We start from the raw sequence: 17,846 nt of genomic DNA, 5'->3' as shown, positions 1-17,846 counted from the left end.
GAACGCTCTCCTAGGCTGTAGAAACAACAACGACACGCGGAGGAGGTCGCATGAGCAAGCAGGTCGAGTTCCGCGTGCTCGGCCCTCTGCAGGTCCTTCTCGACTCCGAACCACTGCTGGTGCGCGCCGGCCGCCAGCGGGCGCTTCTGGTGTCGTTGTTGCTGCGTGCGGGCACGTCCGTGTCCGTCGACGAGCTCGCGGGGAACGTGTGGGGCGACGAACCTCCCGCCCGCGCCAGAGCCACTCTGCAGACGTACGTGATGCGTCTCAGACAGCTTCTCGGACCGTCTGTGCCGATCAGGACCGTTCCGGACGGGTACTTGATCGATGTCGACGAGAAGACCATCGACCTGATGCGCTTCGAGCCGTTGATCGACCAGGGCGAACAGGAGCGCGCCGCCGGCAACCTGCAGGCCGCCTCGGCCGCGTTCGCCGCCGCCCTGGGCCTCTGGCGGGGTCCGGCGCTGGTCGACGTGCCGTCGGAGATCCTGCACCGCGACGAGGTGCCCCGCCTCAACGAACGCCGCCTGCACGTGCTGGAACGCCGGGTCGAGGTCGATCTCGAACTGGGCCGCCACGGCGAGCTCGTGGCCGAGTTGTCGCGGCTGACCAGCGAACATCCGTTGCGCGAACGCTTCTGGGCGCAGCTGATGGTGGCGCTGTACCGCTCGGGCCGGCAGAGCGAGGCCCTGGCCGCCTACCAGCGCGTTTCGCGGCTGCTGGGCGATGAGCTGGGCATCGATCCCGGCGACGAGCTGCGGCGCGTGCACAGCCAGGTGCTGTCCGGGTCGATCGACGCGGTTGCTGCTGCCTCGGGTGGCGCACCGGTCGTGGCCGCGAAGCCCGAGCGGGTCGTGCCGTCGCAGCTGCCAGCGGACATCCCGGACTTCGTCGGCCGTGACGAAGCCGTGTCGTTGATCATCGCCCTGCTCCGGACGGCCCAGGGTGTGCCGGTCGTCACGCTGGCCGGGCCGCCGGGCGTGGGCAAGACGGCGCTGGCCGTGCACGCGGCGCACCGGATGCGCGCCGATTTTCCGGACGGCCAGCTGTACGTCAACCTGCGCGGATACGCCCCCGGCCCGCCGTTGAGCGCCGTCGACGTGCTGCCGCGGTTCCTGCGCGCTCTGGGTACCGAGCCTGATCAGGTGCCGCTCGACCAGGACGAGCAGGAGGCGATGTTCCGGTCCACGTTGACCGGTCAGCGCGTGCTGTTGTTGCTGGACAACGCGTCTTCCGCCGAGCAGATCCGGCCTCTTCTGCCGGGGTCGCCGGGGTGCGCGGTGCTGGTGACCTCGCGCGACACGTTGCGCGGTCTGGCCGTGTCCCACGCCGCCTCGAACGTGCGGCTCGACGTGCTGGACTGGAACGAGACCAAGGCGCTGCTGGCCGGGATCTTGGGCGCGGAGGAGGTGGCCTCCCAGGAGGAGGCCGCGCTGGAGCTGGCCTCGCTGTGCGCGCATCTGCCATTGGCTTTGCGTATCGCGGCGGCCAATCTGGTGTCACGTCCGGAACTGTCCATCGCGGACTACGTGGAGGAGCTGCGGGCGGGCAACCGGCTCGCGGCTTTGGCCGTCGAGGGCGACGAACGGGTCGCGGTGCACGCGGCGTTCGATCTGTCCTACACGGCCTTGAAGCCCGAGCTGGCGCAGATGTTCCGGCTGCTCTCCCTGGTTCCCGGCACGGACTTCACACCCGAGATGGCGGCGGCTCTTTCGGGTCTGACCACTCAGGACGCTCGCCGCAGGCTGGACCGCCTGGCCACCGCGAACCTGATCGCGAACCACGCGCCGTCCCGCTACCAGTTCCACGACCTGCTGCGCGACTACGCGGCCGAGCGCCTGGCGTTCGAGGAGGGCCGCGCGGACTCCCGGCTGGCCCTGCGCCGACTGCTGGACTGGGCGGTGCGCTCGGTCGACAACGCCACGTCGGCGATGAAGTCGACCCTGTTCCGCTTCCCGCGCCCCGCCCCGTTGGACGGCGTTGTTCCGCGGACCTTCAGCACCTCAACGGAGGCATTGACGTGGCTGGACGTCGAGCGCGCCAACCTGGTGGCGCTCGTCGCGCACGCCGTGGAACGCGACCCCGAAAACTCGCCGTGGCAGCTGGCCGACGCCCTGCGCGGCTACTTCTACACGCAGGGCCTGACCGCGGAGTGGCGTGAGACGGCCAAGGCCGGGCTTTTGGGGGCTCGCGCGCCACGTGACGAACTCGGCCAGCTCGCGATGCTGTCGTCGCTCGGGACGCTCTACTGGGTGACCGGCCAGCACCGCAACGCGCTGGGCTACTACCAGCAGGCGATCGCCCTGCAGGAGCACATCGACCTGCCAGAGGCCGAAGCCGCGGTGCTGTCCAACGCCGGCAGCGTCTACATCGACCTGGGCGAGCTCGAACACGCCGCTGATCACCTGGAGCGCGCGCTGGTGATCACTCGCCGGGTGCGCGCGATGCAGACCCAGGCCAACGCCCTGTTCAACCTCGGCGGCGTCTACATGCAGCTGGGCCAGCTCGACCGCGCGGCCGCGACGTTCGAGGAGGCCCTGGAGGTCGGCACCCGCATCGACTCGTGGATCACCCAGGCGAACGCGATGCGCGCCCTGGGCGAGGTGCACGCGTGGCGCGGCGAGCCCGACATCGGCGCTTCCTACTTCGCCCGTGCGAGCGAGCTGTACGAACGTGCGGCCGCCCGCAACTTCGGCCACACGATGCACGAGGGCATGGCGATCACGCTGATCATGCGCGGCCGTTACGACGAGGCCGCGGTCGAGGCGTCGGCCGCCATGCAGATCGCTCAGGACCTGGAGAACGTCAAGAGCGTCTGCGACGCGATGAACCTGCTCGGGCGCGCCCTGGAGGGTGCTCTCCGGTTCGAGGAGGCCGTCGAGCAGTTCTCGTCGGCGCTCGGGATCGCGGTCGAGACCGGCTACTCGTGGGGCATCTGCTCGGCTCGTCGCGGCCTGGCGTCCGCGTACCGCGGGGTCGGGCGGTACGAAGACGCGCTGTCGATGGCTTCGGCGGCGTTGGTCGAGGCGGGGCGGTCGCAGTTCCGGTTGGCGGAGATGGAGGTGCTGCTCGTGCTCGGGCGCATCCACCTCGACACCTCGGACGCATCCGGGGCTCTTGAGTGTGCTCAGCGGGCTGCGTCCGTCGGCTCGGACTCCGGGCACCGGTGGGTGTTCGGGCGTGCTTTGCAGTTGGCCGGCGATGCCTCTGCCGCGTTGGGTGATGTTGGTTCGGCGCGGTCGTACTGGTCGTCGTCGTTGGAGGTCTTCAGCGCGATCGGAACGCCTGAAGCCGGGGTGGTTCGAGCTCAGCTCGAAGTGACAACGTAGTCCGCTCTGGCCCTGGTCTCGTCCACCGCGAACCAGCCTCTTTCGTATTGCTGCCAACGGATGAAGTGCTCTCGTTGGTGTTCGCCGTCACGTTTGACGGCACGTTCCAGCCTTAGGTTCTCGTCTCCGTGGTCGACGAAGATGTTCAGGCTGGTTCTGGTGTTTGCTTTCCTGGCTGAGGAAAAGCCCTCCAGGATGATCGTCCCTTGTGGACGGATGGTCGTGCGTTCGCCTTGGCCCGGACGCGGGAAGCCCTGGGACCAATCGGTTTTCCGGTAGGTGGCTTCGTTGCCGGCTGCTAGTTCGTCGAGGACCTCGGCGAGCTGATGCCACCACTTCGTGGTCGGGTCGTCCCACGTTGCGAAGTGGTCTGTGCTGATGAGTTGGACGTGGAGTTCTTGGGCGAGGTTCTGTGCGAACGTCGACTTGCCGGCGCCCGAGGGACCGTCCACCGCGACCAGGCGGGTGTTGCCCAGTCGCGGTGGAGCCTGGGTCACATGCTCCGGCGACCAGATAGCGCACGCCCCAGCGTCAGCTCGTCCGCGAACTCCAGGTCGCCCCCCATCGGCAGACCGCTGGCCAGCCTGGTGACGGTGAGGCCGGGGAAGTCCCTGAGCATCCGGACCAGGTAGGTGGCCGTCGCCTCGCCCTCGGTGTTCGGGTCGGTGGCGATGATGACCTCGGAGATGTCGACGCCGTCGGTTGCCGTGCCGATCCGGTTGAGGAGCTGGCGGATGCGGAGCTGGTCAGGGCCGACACCGCTGAGCGGATCGAGGGCGCCGCCCAGGACGTGGTAGCGGCCCTTGAACTCCCTGGTGCGCTCGATCGCCTGGACGTCCTTCGGTTCCTCGACCACGCAGACCAGGCTGAGGTCGCGCTTGGGGTCGCGGCAGATGCGGCACCTGGTCTCGGCGGAGACGTTGCCGCAGACGTCGCAGAAGACGACGCCTTCCTTCACCTTTTGGAGTGCGTGCTGGAGCCGCTCGATGTCGGCCGACTCCGTTGCCAGGAGGTGGAAGGCGATGCGTTGGGCGCTCTTCGGACCGACGCCTGGGAGTCTGCCCAGCTCGTCGATCAGGTCCTGTACTGGGCCCTCGTACATTGGGGTGCCGTTTCTTTGCCGGTCTTAGCCGAGCAGTCCGCCGAGGCCGCCCTGGGCGAGCGGGCCGAGCTTCTGCTCCACCAGCTGTTGGGCCTTCTGGTTGGCGTCCTTGATGGCCGCGATCACGAGGTCCTGGAGGGTTTCCACGTCTTCCGGGTCGACGATCTTGGGGTCGATGGCCAGGTTGACCAACTCGCCGCCGCCGGTGACCGTGGCGCTTACGAGGTTGTTGCCCGCGTTGCCGGTTACCTCGGTGTTGGCCAGTTCTTCCTGGGCGGACGCCATCTGCTGCTGCATGTTCTGGGCCTGCTGGAGCAGGGCCTGCATGTCGAACTGACCGGGTTGCACCGCTGGTCCTCTCGGCTGGGTGTTTGGTTGCGTCCCAGGGTACGGGCGTGGTGATTCGACGCCTCATTGGTGGGGTGAGGCGCGCGGGTTTCGCGGGTCGTGCCCCGGTTGCGTCGGCGGCCGCCGGTTGAGAGTCCGCAGGTGGTCCCGCTGCGTGCGGATGGTCGCCCTGCGAGACGCGACCGGGCGGGTGGGCGCGTTGCGGGCGACGGGTTCTGTTGCTTTCTGGGGCTCCGCCCCAGGGCGCCGGCAACGTCCCCGCCCGCCCGAAACGCCCGACGAGAGCGCGCCCACGAACCGCGTGTTGTCGATGAAGGGAACCTTCATCGACCTGACGTTGATGACGGGAACCTTCACCCACGTCACAGGCTCATTTCCGGCTCTTGATCGAGTCGCTGGCCCCTGTCCCGACATGACGAGGCCCGGCGGTGTGCACCGTCGGGCCTCGTGATGTCTGCCGGGTGTGGGCCCTGGGTCAGGCCTTCTTGAGCGGTTTGGCGCCTAGTTCGTCGGCCAGGAGTTTGAGCATCACGGCCTCGGGGTCTTGGGCCTCGCTCACACTGCCTGGGTCGACTGGGCGGGCCGCCTCGGCCAGCATTGCCTCTTCGTCGTCCGGTTCCGGCGGCAGAGGGTCGTCGGGCTCTGGCGGTTCCGGGGGCGGTGGGACGTCGTCCGCCGGGGGGCGGGGGGCTGGGCGTTGAGGCTCTTGGCTGGGGGTGTTCTGGCCTGCCTGGCTTGGGCGGGTTGGAGCTGGGCGGGCCGCCTTTACCGGGACGGGGGCTTGGGCCGTGTTGCCTGGGGTGCCGTGGGTGCAGCGGACTTGCCAGGTGCCGCCCAGGACCGCGGACAGGGCGGTGGCGATGGCCTCGGTGTTGCGTTGTTCGGCCAGGCGGCGGGCTAGGGGGGCCGAGGTGTGGGTGATGGTGACGATGTTGCCGTCCACATCGCTGACCGTGGCGTTGGTCAGCATTGCCTCGGTGCTGCGGCTGGTGGCGCGGACTGCTGCCAGCAGTTCGGACCAGACTCGGCGGACTGCCGTTGCGTCCATGCCGCCGGTGGTGGCAGGGGCAGCGGGCTGCGCAGGTGCCGCAGCCGGGACTGCCGGGGCTGGTGTGGCCGGTTCCGGGCGCGCGGCAGCGGCAGGGGCTGGTGCCGGAGCGGCGGGCGCCTGGGCCGCTGGTGCCGGTTCGGCCGGCCTGGTCGGCGGTGGGGCTTGGCTGGCCGGTTCCGGTTGAGTTGCGGGTTCGGTCGGCTGCTGGGACTTGCGAGTGAAGACCGGGGCGCCTGCGGATGCGGTCGGAGCGACTCCTGGGGCGGCAGCGGCCGGAGCGTCAGAGACGGGGGCGGGGCCCACTGCTGTTGAGGCGGGGGCCACTGCTGCCGGGGGGCGGCGTTCTAGTTGTTCCAGGCGTTGGAGCAGGGCGGCTTCCGACTGGCTCACTGAGGGCAGGAGCATGCGGGAGACGAGTAGTTCCAGGAGGAGGCGAGGGGCGGTGGCGCCGCGCATTTCGACCAGGCCCGTGTGGACGATTTCGGCGTAGCGGGTGAGGGCTGCTGGGCCGATTCGTTGGGCTTGGGCCGACATGGTGGCCAGTTCGTCTTCTGGGGCGTTGACCAGGTTGCGGTCGGCTGCGTCCGGGACCGCGCAGAGCAGGACCAGGTCGCGCAGGCGGTCCAGGAGGTCGCTGGCGAAGCGGCGGGGGTCGTGGCCGGCGTCGACCAGGCGGTCGATGGTGCCGAAGACCGCTGCGCCGTCGCCTGCGGAGAGGCCGTCGATCGCGTCGTTGATCAAGGCCGAGTCGGTCACGCCCAGGAGGGTGATGGCGCGGTCGTACTTGACGCCGTCCGGGCCTGCGCCGGAGAGGAGCTGGTCCATCACGGACTGGGTGTCGCGGGCCGAGCCACCGCCTGCTCGGATGACCAGGGGGAAGACGGCGGGTTCCACTGCTACGCCTTCTGCTGCGCAGTTGCGTTCCAGGAGGCTGCGCATCACGCCTGGGGGGATCAGGCGGAACGGGTAGTGGTGCGTGCGGGAGCGGATGGTCGGGAGGACCTTGTCCGGTTCCGTGGTCGCGAAGATGAAGATCAGGTGGTCCGGCGGCTCTTCGACGATCTTCAGCAGGGCGTTGAAGCCCTGCGTGGTGACCATGTGGGCCTCGTCGATGATGAAGACGCGGTACTTCGACTCGGCTGGGGCGTAGAACGCCTTGTCGCGAAGTTCGCGTGCGTCTTCCACGCCACCGTGGGAGGCGGCGTCCAGTTCGACCACGTCCACGCTGCCTGTGCCGTTGGGGGCCAGGCCGATGCACGAGTTGCACTCGCCGCACGGGTCGGGGGTCGGGCCCTTCACGCAGTTCAGCGAGCGGGCCAGGATGCGGGCCGACGAGGTCTTGCCGCAGCCGCGCGGACCGCTGAACAGGTAGGCGTGGTTCACCCGGCCCGCCGCTAGCGCGACGCGCAAGGGATCGGTCACGTGCTCCTGGCCTACGACCTCGGAGAACGTGGCCGGGCGGTACTTGCGATACAGAGCGAGGGCCACGCCCGAGACAGTACCGGTGGGCACCGACACAAAAAGGGGACCCCGTGCACCCACCAGAGCCCGCTTATCCTTGCTGCCTTCCGGCCCTGGGGAGGTTCGCGAGATGTGTGCCGCACGAGGTCCTTGGCAAGTGTAGCGAACGACCTAGATCGAACGTGTGTTCGAGTTGCCCACAGTGTTGTCCCCAGGTGTGGACAACTCGCGGCCCGTGGCCAGCATCAGCAGGTCAGGGGCCGGAAGATCAGGTAGAACGCCGCCGGGAAAACGCTTGCGAGCGCCCCAGAACGGGCTGCGCATCACATGTTCGAGGGCGGCTTGGGCCGGTTCCAGGGGCATGGAACGAACGCGGCCCAGCGGGCGGGCGATGTCCTGGCCGTGGACGAGGAAGTCGACCAACGGGTCGATCGGAGCAGCCATCGGCGCACGCTTGGAAGAGGCGGCCGTCGCGCGGATCTGCGCGATCAACTCCGACCGGGTGAACTCTGCCGCCAGCGCGCGAGCCTTCTGGTCCTCCATGCGGTTCCAGTCGAAGCGGGCACGGACAGCGCCGACCAGCACGTCGCGCCACCCCGTGCGGGTCGACGTGGTGAGGTGGGCGGCCATCTCCTGCATGGTCCAGCCGGTGCAGAGGGTCTCCCGCTGCCACTCGTCGTCGGTCAGGTCTTCGAGGAGGTCGGCGACGCTCAGGCGTTCGACCTCCAGCCACTTCATGATCATGATCGCCCCTCGATGGCGGTGAGCCTGCGGCGCAGGAAGTCCTGTTCGGTTTCGGTGCCCGCGAGCGCGATGGCCTCGCGGTAGGCCTGGGCGGCCTCCTCGGAGCGGCCCAGGCGGTGCAGCAGATCGGCCCTGGCCGCGCGGTACGGGTGGTAGTCGCGGAGCTTGGGTTCGTCGGCCAGGTCGTCGAGCAGGGCCAGGCCCGCTTCGGCGCCGTCGCGCATGGCGATGGCCGCGGCGCGGTTCAGCGCGACCACCGGCGACGGGGTCAGCGTCATCAGCACGTCGTAGAGCGCGACGATCTGCGGCCAGTCAGTGTGGGTGAAGTCGGGTGCCTCGTCGTGCAACGCGTTGATCGCGGCCTGCACGCCGTACGGGCCGTGGCCGCCGGTCAGCGCGATCTCGGCGAGCGCGGTGCCCTCGTCGATCATCGTGCGGTCCCAGCGCGAGCGGTCCTGGTCTTCGAGCAGCTCCGTTCGGGTCGAGCGGCGGGCGTGGATCAGCAGCATCAGCGCGAGCAGGCCGGTGACCTCGCGGTCCGGCAGCAGGCGGCGCAGGATCCGCGCCAGGCGGATGGCCTCCTCGGCGAGGTCTTCCCGTTGTGCCGCATAGCCTTCCGTGAAGACCGAGTACACCACCTGCAGCACGCCCGGCAGGCGTTCCGGCAGCTCGTGGGCGTCGGGCACGCGGAACGGGATCCGCGCCTCCTTGATCTTCTTCTTCGCCCGCACGATCCGTTGCTGCATGGTCGCGACCGGCACCAGGTACGCCCGCGCCACCTCCGGCGTGGTGAAGCCGGCGAGGCACCGCAGGGTCAGCGCGCCGCGGTCCTCGGCGGCCAGCGCCGGGTGCGCGCAGGTGAAGAACAGCTCCAGCCGCTCGTCCGGCAGGCCCTCACCCGCTGGTGGATCGGCCCGCGAGACCTCCACCTGCAGCAACGCCAGCCGCGCCGCGTAGACCTGGTCACGGCGCAGGCGGTCGACGGCCTTGCGGCGCGCGGTCGTGAGCAACCACGCGCCGGGCCGGTCCGGCACCCCGTCCACGGGCCAGTGCCGCAGCGCCGCCTCGATCGCGTCCGAGGTGACCTCCTCTGCCAGGTCCAGGTCGCCGAACCGCTTCACCAGCGTCGCGAGCAGCCTGCCGCGTTCCTCCCGGAAGACCTGCTCGACGTCCATGTCAGAACTCGGCGATCGGCCTCACGACGACGGCACCGCCGTCGCGCGAACCGGGGCACTTCGCCGCCCACTCCAGCGCCGCGTCGAGGTCCGGGACGTCGATGACGTCGTAGCCGCCCAGCACCTCCCGCGTCTCCGCGAACGGCCCGTCCGTGACAGTGCGCTTGCCGTCCTGTCCCACCTGGACAGTGGTCGCTGTGACCAAATCCGCAAGCGCGTGCCCGGACACGAGGACGCCCGCGTCCTTCATCTCCTTCTCGTAGGAGATCCAGTCCTCGACGGTGCAGCTGCTCTGCTGGTCAGAGGCCGCGTAGATCAACAGCATGTACTTCACGATGCCCTCCTCGGTCGGCTCTTACGGGATCACGACGAGCGGGCAGCCGCCAGATCGACACTGGCCTCCAAGATTTTTCCGGCGCCCGGAACGACCACCCGTTTTGGGCCGCGTGACACCCGTCCGGTAAGGTTCTCGACGGAGGATTCGCATAGCGGCCTAGTGCGCACGACTGGAAATCGTGTTGGGTTCACCCCCTCACGGGTTCAAATCCCGTATCCTCCGCTCTCTTCGCAGAAGGGCGCCGAACTTCAACGTTCGGCGCCCTTCTGGCGTTTACGTTGTATGACGCTGTCCGAAGACCTGATGCTGCTTTTCATCAACGAGGCGGACGGCGATCTGTACTGCGCCTCGGTGTACGTCCGCTACGCACTCGCCGGTGCCGTGGTGGTCGAGCTGATCGACACGGGGCAGGCAGCCGACGAGAAGCCGCAGGCGGCGGTCGAGCGGCTGTGCAAGGACGTGCGCGACGACGTCATGACTCGGCTGGAACAGCGTGGCGTGGCGCGGGTCGAGCGGTCGAAGCTGCTCGGGATCTTCCCGAGGAAGCGCTACGTGATCACCGACCCGGTCACGGCCGGCGAGGTGCGGACGGCCGTCACCGACGTTCTGCGAGGCGGTCGGGCGCCGGACGAGCGAACCGGCGCGTTGATCTCGCTGCTGCACGCCGTGAGGGCTGTGCACAAGGTGATCGACGGCAACCCGCGCGAGATGAACCCACGGGCCAAGCAGATCGCTGCGGGCGACTGGGCGAACGGGGCCGTGCGCACGGCGTCGAAGGCGGTGGAGGCCGCTCTGATGCAGCACGTGAGGGCCGCGACGTCGGTGAGTTTCGGCTGAGACGAAAGTCGGATTCCCGAGGTGGGCCGGGCAACTACCGTGACTTCATGCTGCACGAAGACTTGATGCTGCTGTTCATCGACGAGCGGAACGGCAAGCTGCGCACGGACGGCACGTCGGTCGAGAACGCGCTCGCGGGTGCCGTGCTCATCGAGCTGGTGAACTCGGGACGCATCGCGTTCGAACCGAACGGCAAGAAGCTCCAGGTCGTCGATCCGACGCCGCTGAAGGACACGTTGCTGCAGGAGTCGGTGTCGAGGATCGACAGGCCGATGAAGCCGCAGAAGGCCGTGGAGCGACTGCGGAAGAAGGTGCGCGACAACGTGATCGCGCAGCTGGAAGCCCGTGGTGTGGTGCGGGTCGCGCCGCGGAAGGTGCTCGGGATCTTCCCGGCGAAGAGCTACCTGATCGAGAACGAGAAGCGCGCCGGCGAGGTGCGGAAGTCGGTCGGCGAGGTCGTGCTCGGGTACCGGGGAGCGGATGCGCGCACCGGGGCGTTGGTCACGCTGCTGCACGCGGTGAAGGCCGTGCACAAGGTGGTCGAGGGCGACAAGCGCGACATGACCAAGCGGGCCAAGGACATCGCCGCCGGAAACTGGGCGGGTGAGGCCGTGCGCCGGGCTGTGGAGGCGATTCAGGCCGGAGTGGCGGCCGCATCGGCAGCTGCCGCCGCCGCGGCATCCAGTGGTGGATGACGCGACGACGGCAGCAGACGAGCGGTTGGCGGTTACTTCTTCAGGCAGTCGATGATGTCTTCCAAAGCGAACACGATCTTGTCGACGTTCGCGTCACCCGTGGACGGGCGGAGGCGGACGATCTGCGGGTCGTGGTCGCTCGCCTGGTCGGCGAACTCCGCGTTGATGTGCACCACGTCGTAGCCGAAGCGGGTGATGTTCCTGCTCAGCACGAGGTGGTCGAGCGTCTGCGAGTTGCCCTCGAAGACGTAGCTGTACCGCTCGTTCGCGGGCAGCGTCTCGATCAGCGCCTTGAGGTTGCCGTCACCGGTCAGCGTCTTCAGCGCGGGCGAGAACTGGTAGTCGTTCAGGTCGCCCGCGAGCACCACGTTGGCGCCCTTGTCGATCGCGCGGATCTGCTCGGTGAACGTCTTCAGCGCGGCGGCCTGCTTGCCGCGCTGCACCTCCGAGGTGCGGTTCGGCGGCTGGTTGCGGCCGTGGATGGCCTCGTCGCCGCCCTTGGAGTTGAAGTGGTTCGCGACCACGAAGACGGTGCGGCCGCGGAACTTGAACTCACCGGCGAGCGGCTTGCGGCTGTCCTCCCACGCCGGGTTCAGCGGGTCGATGCGGCCCGGTGACACGGAAAGTGCGGCGCGTCCGTTCTTCTTGACGATCTCGACCGGGGTCTTGAAGTCCCCACCCGGACGGTCCACGAAGGACACGCGCTGCGGGTTGAAGAAGAAGCCGACGCGGATGTTGCCGCCCGGCTGGCCGCCGTCCTTCAGGTTCTCCGGGTCGATCTGCCGCCACTGGTAACGCGGGCCACCCTTGGCGAAGATCGCGTCGGAGAACTTCTGCAGCGTCTGGTCAGCGGCCACGACACCGTCGTTGGTCGCGCCGTTGTTGTCCTGGATCTCTTCCAGCACAACGACGTCCGGGCTGCGCAGGTTGGTCGTGACGCCATCCGCGAGGCGGTCGAACTTCTCCTGCGGGTCGGACGGGTCGAGGTTCTCGACGTTGTAGGTCGCGACCGAGAGCTCGGATTCCTTCTGCTGCGCCGTGGTCTCGCGCTGCAGGTTGGACGACGTGTGCGTGCCGAGCGTCAACGCCGCCAGCGTGTAGCCGCCGAAGTTCGTGTACTCGATCGCACCGACGGTCGCGCCGGAGAACACGTCACCGACGTTCGCCGCAGGCAGTCCACCAGCGGTCTTGATCTTCAGGCGGCCGCTGTTGGCCTGGTCGTAGGCGGTGTAGGTGGTGCCACCGCGCTCGTTCTTGTTCTGGTCCGGGTTGACCGTGACCCAGACCTCGCCGAACGCGTTGCTCGGGCCGACGACGCGGGCGTCGTCGACCTGGACGAGCGTGCCCTCGAGGGACTCGAAGTAGTCGAGTCCGTACTTCTCCGGCTCCAGCGGGAGCTGCTCGATGCTGCCGCCGGGCGCGGGGAGGTAGCCGCCGGGGATGTTCTTCACGACGACCGGCGCCGGGACGGGGTTGCCCTTGGAGACCGTGATCGTGGTGGGCTGGGTGATCTCGGTGAGGGTCTGGTTGGAGCCCGTCTCACCGCCCGGCCGGTACTCCGCGATCGTGCCGCTGACCAGCACGTTGTCGCCGACGGCAACGGTCGGCGCGGTGCCGGCGGTGTAGACGAACACGCCCTCGCTGGTGCGCGCGTCGCTGTCGGCGCCCGTCACGTCCTGGATCCAGAAGCCGCGGTCACCCGTGGCGCGCGTGCCGGTGACGACGCCGGGGACGTTGGTGACCTTCTGGCCGAGCAACGGCGAGATGCGCGTGACGCCCTGGATGTCGTGGATGCGCTTGTCGCCGGGCGTGGGGTCCGGGTCGGGGTCCGGGTTGCCGCCACCCGGAGTCTCACCCTTGGAGTTGACCGGGTTGGGGTCGCCGACCTTGAAGTCGGTGAAGTTGTCGTCGGTGTCGCTCAGCTCGATGTTGCGGAACGCCGAGGTGGTGTTGCTCAGGGCGTTCGTGCCGGCGCCCTCACGGACGACCGCCGTGCCGTAGCCGACGAGGTCCTTGATGCGTGCGTCGGCCGCGCAGTCGGCAGCCGTCTTGCAGGTCAGCGCCGTGGTGCCGTTGACCAGCGCGATGGTGCCGCCGGTGGCGCTCATGGCGATGTTGCCGGTGGCGTCCGGGGTCGGCAGGTCGACCGTGCCGCCGGTGCCCTTGGCCTCGGCGACGAGGAACGTCTTGCCGGGCGCGATCGAGCCGGTCAGCGGGGTGACGCCCCACTGCGTGGTCGCGCCGGGACTGGCCGAGATGTACTGGACGCTGAAGCCGTCGAGGGCGATGGGAGTGGTGCCCTTGTTCGCGAGCTCGACGAAGTCCTGCTTGAGCGTGGCGCCGGAGTTGCCGCCGCCTCCGTAGACCTCGGAGATCAGGGCGTCGGTGCTGGGTGCGGCGACTGCGGGTACGGCGGCGAAGACGAGTGCCGCCACCGCTGTCCCGACGCCGGGCAGGGTGGGTCTCAAAACTTCCTCCAGGGGATGCGGCGGACCGACGCATCTTTCCTCGATCGGGTGAGGTTTGGTAGCCGTTGTTACTAACGGTTAACCGGTTGGCCCATCAATGATCACTCGAACAAGTGTTCGATCATGGTGTATGCTCCACATCGGAACGCTGACCGGTGGGCCCCTCCCAGGCGCCGGTCAGCGTCCCTACTTTTAGCTCATGGGGAAGTTGAGCTACGAGCGCCACTGCGCCGAGATCGTCAACCAGGCCGACCTGCTCGTTTCCGCGCTGGACGGCGCTGACCTGGGCGTTCAGGTGCCCTCGTGCCCGGACTGGACCGTGAACCAGCTGCTGCGCCACGTCGGCTACGCGTTCCGCTGGGCCGACGACATGATCCGCGAGAGGTGGCCGGAGGTCGACTTCACCCGCAGCATGTCGCTCGACGTCACGGCCTACACGGACGAGCAAGCCGCTGTGCTCGGTCCCTGGATCTCCGAGAGCGCGCAGTCGCTGGCGTCCGCGCTCCAGGCCGTCGACCCGGACGAGATGATCGCCACGCTGGGCGGTCGCCCCGGCCCGCGGCTGTGGTCACGCCGCATGATGCAGGAGACGGTGATCCACCGCTGGGACGCCGTGAACGCGCTGAGCGTGCCGTTCGAGATCGACTCCGAGGTCGCCGCCGACAACCTCACGGAGTGGTCGCGCTTCGCTCTGCCGTTCGCGTTCCTGCAGCGGCCCGCCGAGACCTCGTCGTTGGTGGGGCCGGGCAACACGATCCACCTGCACGCGACGGACTTCGACTGCGAGCTGGTGATCGATCTGACCGGGCCGATGCCGGTGGTGCGGGAGGAGCACGAGAAGGCGGCGGTGGCGGTGCGCGGGCCGGTGATGGACCTGGTGCTCGCCGTCTACCGGCGGCGGTCGGTGGACGGGCTGGAAGTGTTCGGTGATCGCGATCTGCTCGACCGGTTCCTGGAGCGCGTACGTTTTTGACCATGGGGTTGCTGAGCTACGAACAACGGCTCGCCACGGTCGTCGACGAGACGTCACTACTTGTGTCCGCTTTGGACGGCGCCGATCTGAGCGTCCCGGTGCCCGCGTGCCCCGGCTGGACGCTGAACCAGCTGCTGCGCCACCTCGGCTACGCACACGGCTGGATCGAGCAGCTGGCCAGGGAACGGCGGCCGGACGCGGACAGGTCGATCAGCAGGGCTCACTCCGTCGACGACTTCGCCGGCGAGACGAGCGCGGAGCTGGGGCCGTGGCTGGTCGAAGGCGCGGAGCGGTTCTCGAAGGCGATGCTCGAGGTGGCCGCCATCGACGAGATCGCGATGCTCAGGCCCGGTCAGTCAGGGCCGCGCTTCTGGTCGCGGCGGATGGCGCACGAGACGTGGGTCCACCGCTTCGACGCCTTCGAGGCGCTGGGCCTGCCGTTCACCGTGGACAAGGACGTGGCGTGGGACGGGCTCTGGGAGTGGATGAACTCCACCCTGCAGATCATCCACGAGTTGCGCCCGCCCTTCCGTGACCTGCTCGGCCAGGGCCACAAGCTCCAGGTGCTCGCCACCGACTACACCAACGCGTCCCACCGGTGGATCGTCGACCTGACCGGATCGGCGCCGGTGGTGCGGCGCGATGCCGTGGAGAAGTGCGACGTGACGATGCGGGGACCGCTCATCGACCTAGTGCTGACGCTCTACCGGCGGCGGGGGCCGGACGGGCTCGACGTCTCCGGTGACGCGGCTCTGTTGAAGGAGTTCCTGAGTCGCGCGCGGTTCTGAGGACGGCCCCGGAGAGGTCCGGGGCCATCACTTCAGAAGACGCGACGTTTGATCCGCCACACGACGAAGCCGAGCAGCACCGCCGCCAGTCCGGTGAAGATGGCGGTCTCCACGAACTGGAACGTCCAGAACCGATCGGCGGAGTGGTACTGAACCCACTGCTGAACGCCTCGCGCGTGCAGATAGGCGCCGAACTCCACGCCTTGCCGCTTGGCCTCGGTGTACATGCCCGCGGTCTCCGGGAACGAGAGGGTGCGCCCGGACGAGTCGGAGAAGCCCGACGTGATGACCCAGTCGAGGTGGTTGCCGGTCGACATCCGTGAACCGCCGGGGTCGACGGTGGTGTCGTCGGCCGCCACGAGTTCCACGATCCGGTGCGGTTCCTGGAAGTTCGGCCGCAACCAGCCGCCGACCAGGACCCGAAGCGCGAGGAAGGCACCGAGCGCGACCGCCAGCGCCGGCAGGCTGCGGCGCAGCACCGCACCCGCCGCCGTGGCGACGGCGAACGCGAACAGCGCGTAGCCCGCCGGGACGATGCCTTCCAGGTCGAACGCGTCGGTGGTGAACCGGCCGTCGAGCGCGTCCATGGGCCGCCGGTACCAGGTGATCACGGCGGAGAAGGCGACGGCGAGCACCGTGGTCAGCAGGCAGAGGGCACCCAGCTTGACCGCCAGCCAGCGCATCCTCGGCACCGACTGGGTCCAGGCGAACTGCCAGGTGCCGGACTCCATCTCGCGCGCCACCAGCGGTGCGCCGAAGAACGCGCCGATCAGGAACGGCACCAGGTTGAACAGGGAGAGCATCTTGGACGCGTACCCGTGATCTTCAGCCAGCCGCCTGATCGCGTTCGAGCAGGCTTCGGAGACGGTGACGCCCACGCACTGGCCGGCCCCGCCGGGGAACAGCGAGTGCATCGGCAGGCCGGCCACGAGCAGGAAGGCCCCGATCGCCGCGACCAGCAGGCCGAGCGTGTACATCTCGGCGCGGTGCTGGCGCCAGGTCAGCCAGGTCATGCCGGCACCTCCGTCCTGGCGGGCTCGGCACCGTGGCGCGCCGGTCTGCGCAGGTAGGCCAGCACCAGGTCCTCCAGTCCGACCGGACTCGCCTGCCAGCCGGGCGCCGCCGCCACGCCACCGTCGCGCACCAGCAACGTCGTGTGCCGCTCGCTGTGGGAGGCCTCCACGACCGTGCCCGACCGGTCGAGATCGGTGGTCGTGCGCGGCCCGACGAGCATCCGGTGCTCACCCACCAGGGCGTCGATGTCGCCGACCAGCGTGACCTGGCTGTGGTTCAGCACGACCAGGTGGTCGCAGACGCGTTCCAGCTCGGGCACGACGTGCGAGGAGAACAGCACGGTCATGCCGTTCTCGGCGACCGCGCCCATCAGGGCCTGGAGGAACTCCAGCCGGGCGACAGGGTCGAGGCTCGCCATGGGTTCGTCCAGAACGAGCAGGTCCGGCCGTTTGGCCAGCGCCAACGCCAAGGCGACCTGCGCCTGCTGGCCGCCGGAGAGCGCACCGGCCTTGCGGTCGAGCGGGATCTCCAGCTGCGCCAATCGCCGTTCGGCCAGCCCCTGGTCGAAACGCAGGTTGCAGGAACGGCCGAGGCGAAGCAGTTCCGCGACCGTGAAGTGCTGGTAGAGCGGGTGGTCCTGGGCGAGGAACCCGATGCGGGACAACACCTCTGGCGTGTTGGTGGCAGAAGACCGGCCGAGCACCTCGACGCTGCCGGTGGTGGGCGCGAGCAACCCGACCACCAAGCGCAGGAACGTGCTCTTGCCCGCGCCGTTCGGGCCCACGAGCGCCGTGACCCGGCCGGTGGGGATGGACAGGCTGCAGTCACGCAGCGCCCACGTCCTGCGGTAGCGCTTCCCCAAGCCGTCGGTCCGCAGCGCGTACTCGGTTGCTGTCATGCGATGTTCTCATTCTTCGCTTGGTTGACGGCGGTGGTGAACAGCGCGTTGATCGCCTGCTCGTCGAGGCCGGCGGCGCGCGCCCGGCTCAGCCACGTCTCCAGGCCGCGCTGCAACGAGGTGTAGGTCGCGGGCGAGATCGTGGCGGCCGGTGTCTCGTTGACGAAGGTGCCCTGACCGGGACGCCCGGTGACGAGCCCTTCCTGTTCCAGCTGCCGGTACGCCTTGGCCACGGTGTTCGGGTTGATCGCCACGGTCTCGGCCACCTCGCGGATCAACGGCAGCCGATCGCCGTGCCGCAGGAAGCCCAGCAGCACGGCCTGCCGCACCTGCTGTACGAGCTGCAGGTAGGGCGGCACGCCCGAACGACTGTCGATCCGGAAGACGAACATCGAACCTCCTTTACTGCTTTACTAGGCAGCTAGTAAAGCAGTAAAGATCAGCTCACGACAAGATCAGGGGTGCGAAGGGTTTTCGGGCATGCAAAAAGGGCCCCGGAGAGATCCGGGGCCCTTCTGAGCGGTGGCGGTGGGATTTGAACCCACGGAGGCTTTCACCTCACACGCTTTCGAGGTCTGCGAACGTCTGTCCGGCCAGACCCACCGAGGTGCGTCCGTGCAGGTCAA

16 protein-coding genes, 2 tRNA genes and 1 other RNA gene are annotated in these 17,846 nt (G+C 68.7%); 6 read left to right on the top strand and 13 right to left on the bottom strand.

Annotated features, from left to right (window positions below; genetic code table 11):
• Window positions 1-50 precede the first annotated feature (50 nt).
• Window positions 51-3,329 (top strand): AfsR/SARP family transcriptional regulator, encoded by a 3,279-nt coding sequence (locus tag LFM09_RS27720; protein WP_414099487.1) that lies wholly within the window; start codon window positions 51-53, stop codon window positions 3,327-3,329.
• On the opposite strand, the gene LFM09_RS27715 is transcribed toward LFM09_RS27720, so the two are convergent.
• The 8 genes from LFM09_RS27715 to LFM09_RS27680 all read right to left on the bottom strand — a co-directional run bounded on the left by LFM09_RS27715 (window position 3,308) and on the right by LFM09_RS27680 (window position 9,544).
• Complete coding sequence (locus tag LFM09_RS27715) at window positions 3,308-3,826, bottom strand: uridine kinase family protein (RefSeq protein ID WP_414099486.1); 519 nt, start codon at window positions 3,824-3,826, stop codon at window positions 3,308-3,310. The genes LFM09_RS27720 and LFM09_RS27715 overlap by 22 nt on opposite strands.
• Window positions 3,823-4,431 (bottom strand): recombination mediator RecR, encoded by a 609-nt coding sequence (gene recR / locus LFM09_RS27710; protein WP_414099485.1) that lies wholly within the window; start codon window positions 4,429-4,431, stop codon window positions 3,823-3,825. Before recR ends, LFM09_RS27715 begins: the two co-directional genes overlap by 4 nt.
• A 24-nt stretch (window positions 4,432-4,455) precedes the next feature.
• A complete protein-coding gene (locus tag LFM09_RS27705; RefSeq protein ID WP_414099569.1) occupies window positions 4,456-4,758 on the bottom strand; it encodes a YbaB/EbfC family nucleoid-associated protein in 303 nt (100 codons plus the stop codon).
• A gap of 496 nt (window positions 4,759-5,254) precedes the next feature.
• Window positions 5,255-7,318 carry a DNA polymerase III subunit gamma and tau gene (locus LFM09_RS27700; protein WP_414099484.1) on the bottom strand — a complete coding sequence of 688 codons (2,064 nt, stop codon included), beginning with the start codon at window positions 7,316-7,318 and terminating at the stop codon, window positions 5,255-5,257.
• Window positions 7,319-7,348: 30 nt separating this feature from the next.
• An RNA gene (gene ffs, locus LFM09_RS27695) (signal recognition particle sRNA small type) lies at window positions 7,349-7,445 on the bottom strand.
• A 17-nt stretch (window positions 7,446-7,462) separates the two neighbouring features.
• Window positions 7,463-8,035 carry a maleylpyruvate isomerase family mycothiol-dependent enzyme gene (locus tag LFM09_RS27690; RefSeq protein ID WP_414099483.1) on the bottom strand — a complete coding sequence of 191 codons (573 nt, stop codon included), beginning with the start codon at window positions 8,033-8,035 and terminating at the stop codon, window positions 7,463-7,465.
• Window positions 8,032-9,210: an RNA polymerase sigma factor gene (locus LFM09_RS27685; protein WP_414099482.1), complete on the bottom strand. Its 1,179-nt coding sequence runs from the start codon at window positions 9,208-9,210 to the stop codon at window positions 8,032-8,034. The genes LFM09_RS27690 and LFM09_RS27685 overlap by 4 nt, the downstream gene beginning before the upstream one ends.
• A gap of 1 nt (window position 9,211) precedes the next feature.
• Entirely contained in the window at window positions 9,212-9,544 is a 333-nt protein-coding gene (locus LFM09_RS27680; RefSeq protein ID WP_414099481.1) for a YciI family protein, read from the bottom strand.
• A 140-nt stretch (window positions 9,545-9,684) separates the two neighbouring features.
• Between LFM09_RS27680 and LFM09_RS27675 the strand changes: the two genes are divergently transcribed.
• The 3 genes from LFM09_RS27675 to LFM09_RS27665 all read left to right on the top strand — a co-directional run bounded on the left by LFM09_RS27675 (window position 9,685) and on the right by LFM09_RS27665 (window position 11,079).
• Window positions 9,685-9,769: transfer RNA gene (locus LFM09_RS27675), tRNA-Ser, on the top strand.
• An 81-nt stretch (window positions 9,770-9,850) separates the two neighbouring features.
• Window positions 9,851-10,384, top strand: a complete 534-nt coding sequence (locus LFM09_RS27670) for a GOLPH3/VPS74 family protein (RefSeq protein WP_414099480.1) — start codon at window positions 9,851-9,853, stop codon at window positions 10,382-10,384.
• Between the two features lie 47 nt (window positions 10,385-10,431).
• Entirely contained in the window at window positions 10,432-11,079 is a 648-nt protein-coding gene (locus LFM09_RS27665) for a GOLPH3/VPS74 family protein (protein WP_414099479.1), read from the top strand.
• A gap of 32 nt (window positions 11,080-11,111) precedes the next feature.
• Here the strand turns inward: LFM09_RS27665 and LFM09_RS27660 are convergent, their stop codons facing one another.
• On the bottom strand, window positions 11,112-13,547 hold the full coding sequence (locus LFM09_RS27660; protein WP_414099478.1) for an endonuclease/exonuclease/phosphatase family protein: 2,436 nt from the start codon (window positions 13,545-13,547) through the stop codon (window positions 11,112-11,114).
• Between the two features lie 199 nt (window positions 13,548-13,746).
• On the opposite strand from LFM09_RS27660, the gene LFM09_RS27655 reads away from it, so the two are divergent.
• Both LFM09_RS27655 and LFM09_RS27650 read left to right on the top strand, forming a co-directional pair.
• Window positions 13,747-14,520 carry a maleylpyruvate isomerase family mycothiol-dependent enzyme gene (locus tag LFM09_RS27655; protein WP_414099477.1) on the top strand — a complete coding sequence of 258 codons (774 nt, stop codon included), beginning with the start codon at window positions 13,747-13,749 and terminating at the stop codon, window positions 14,518-14,520.
• Between the two features lie 2 nt (window positions 14,521-14,522).
• On the top strand, window positions 14,523-15,308 hold the full coding sequence (locus LFM09_RS27650) for a maleylpyruvate isomerase family mycothiol-dependent enzyme (protein WP_414099476.1): 786 nt from the start codon (window positions 14,523-14,525) through the stop codon (window positions 15,306-15,308).
• 32 nt (window positions 15,309-15,340) lie between these two features.
• Here the strand turns inward: LFM09_RS27650 and LFM09_RS27645 are convergent, their stop codons facing one another.
• The 4 genes from LFM09_RS27645 to LFM09_RS27630 all read right to left on the bottom strand — a co-directional run bounded on the left by LFM09_RS27645 (window position 15,341) and on the right by LFM09_RS27630 (window position 17,824).
• Complete coding sequence (locus LFM09_RS27645) at window positions 15,341-16,321, bottom strand: ABC transporter permease subunit (protein ID WP_414099475.1); 981 nt, start codon at window positions 16,319-16,321, stop codon at window positions 15,341-15,343.
• The gene (locus LFM09_RS27640) at window positions 16,318-17,220 is read right to left on the bottom strand and encodes an ABC transporter ATP-binding protein (protein WP_414099474.1); all 903 of its coding nucleotides are present in this window, start codon (window positions 17,218-17,220) and stop codon (window positions 16,318-16,320) included. Before LFM09_RS27640 ends, LFM09_RS27645 begins: the two co-directional genes overlap by 4 nt.
• Window positions 17,217-17,612, bottom strand: a complete 396-nt coding sequence (locus LFM09_RS27635) for a GntR family transcriptional regulator (RefSeq protein WP_414099473.1) — start codon at window positions 17,610-17,612, stop codon at window positions 17,217-17,219. The genes LFM09_RS27640 and LFM09_RS27635 overlap by 4 nt, the downstream gene beginning before the upstream one ends.
• A gap of 128 nt (window positions 17,613-17,740) precedes the next feature.
• A tRNA-OTHER gene (locus LFM09_RS27630) sits at window positions 17,741-17,824 on the bottom strand.
• Window positions 17,825-17,846: the final 22 nt, after the last annotated feature.

The organism is Lentzea alba, from assembly GCF_047445655.1.
GTDB lineage: Bacteria > Actinomycetota > Actinomycetes > Mycobacteriales > Pseudonocardiaceae > Lentzea > Lentzea alba_A.
The sequence above is the reverse complement of the archived record's forward strand: the minus strand, read 5'-3'. Positions and strand labels throughout refer to the sequence as shown.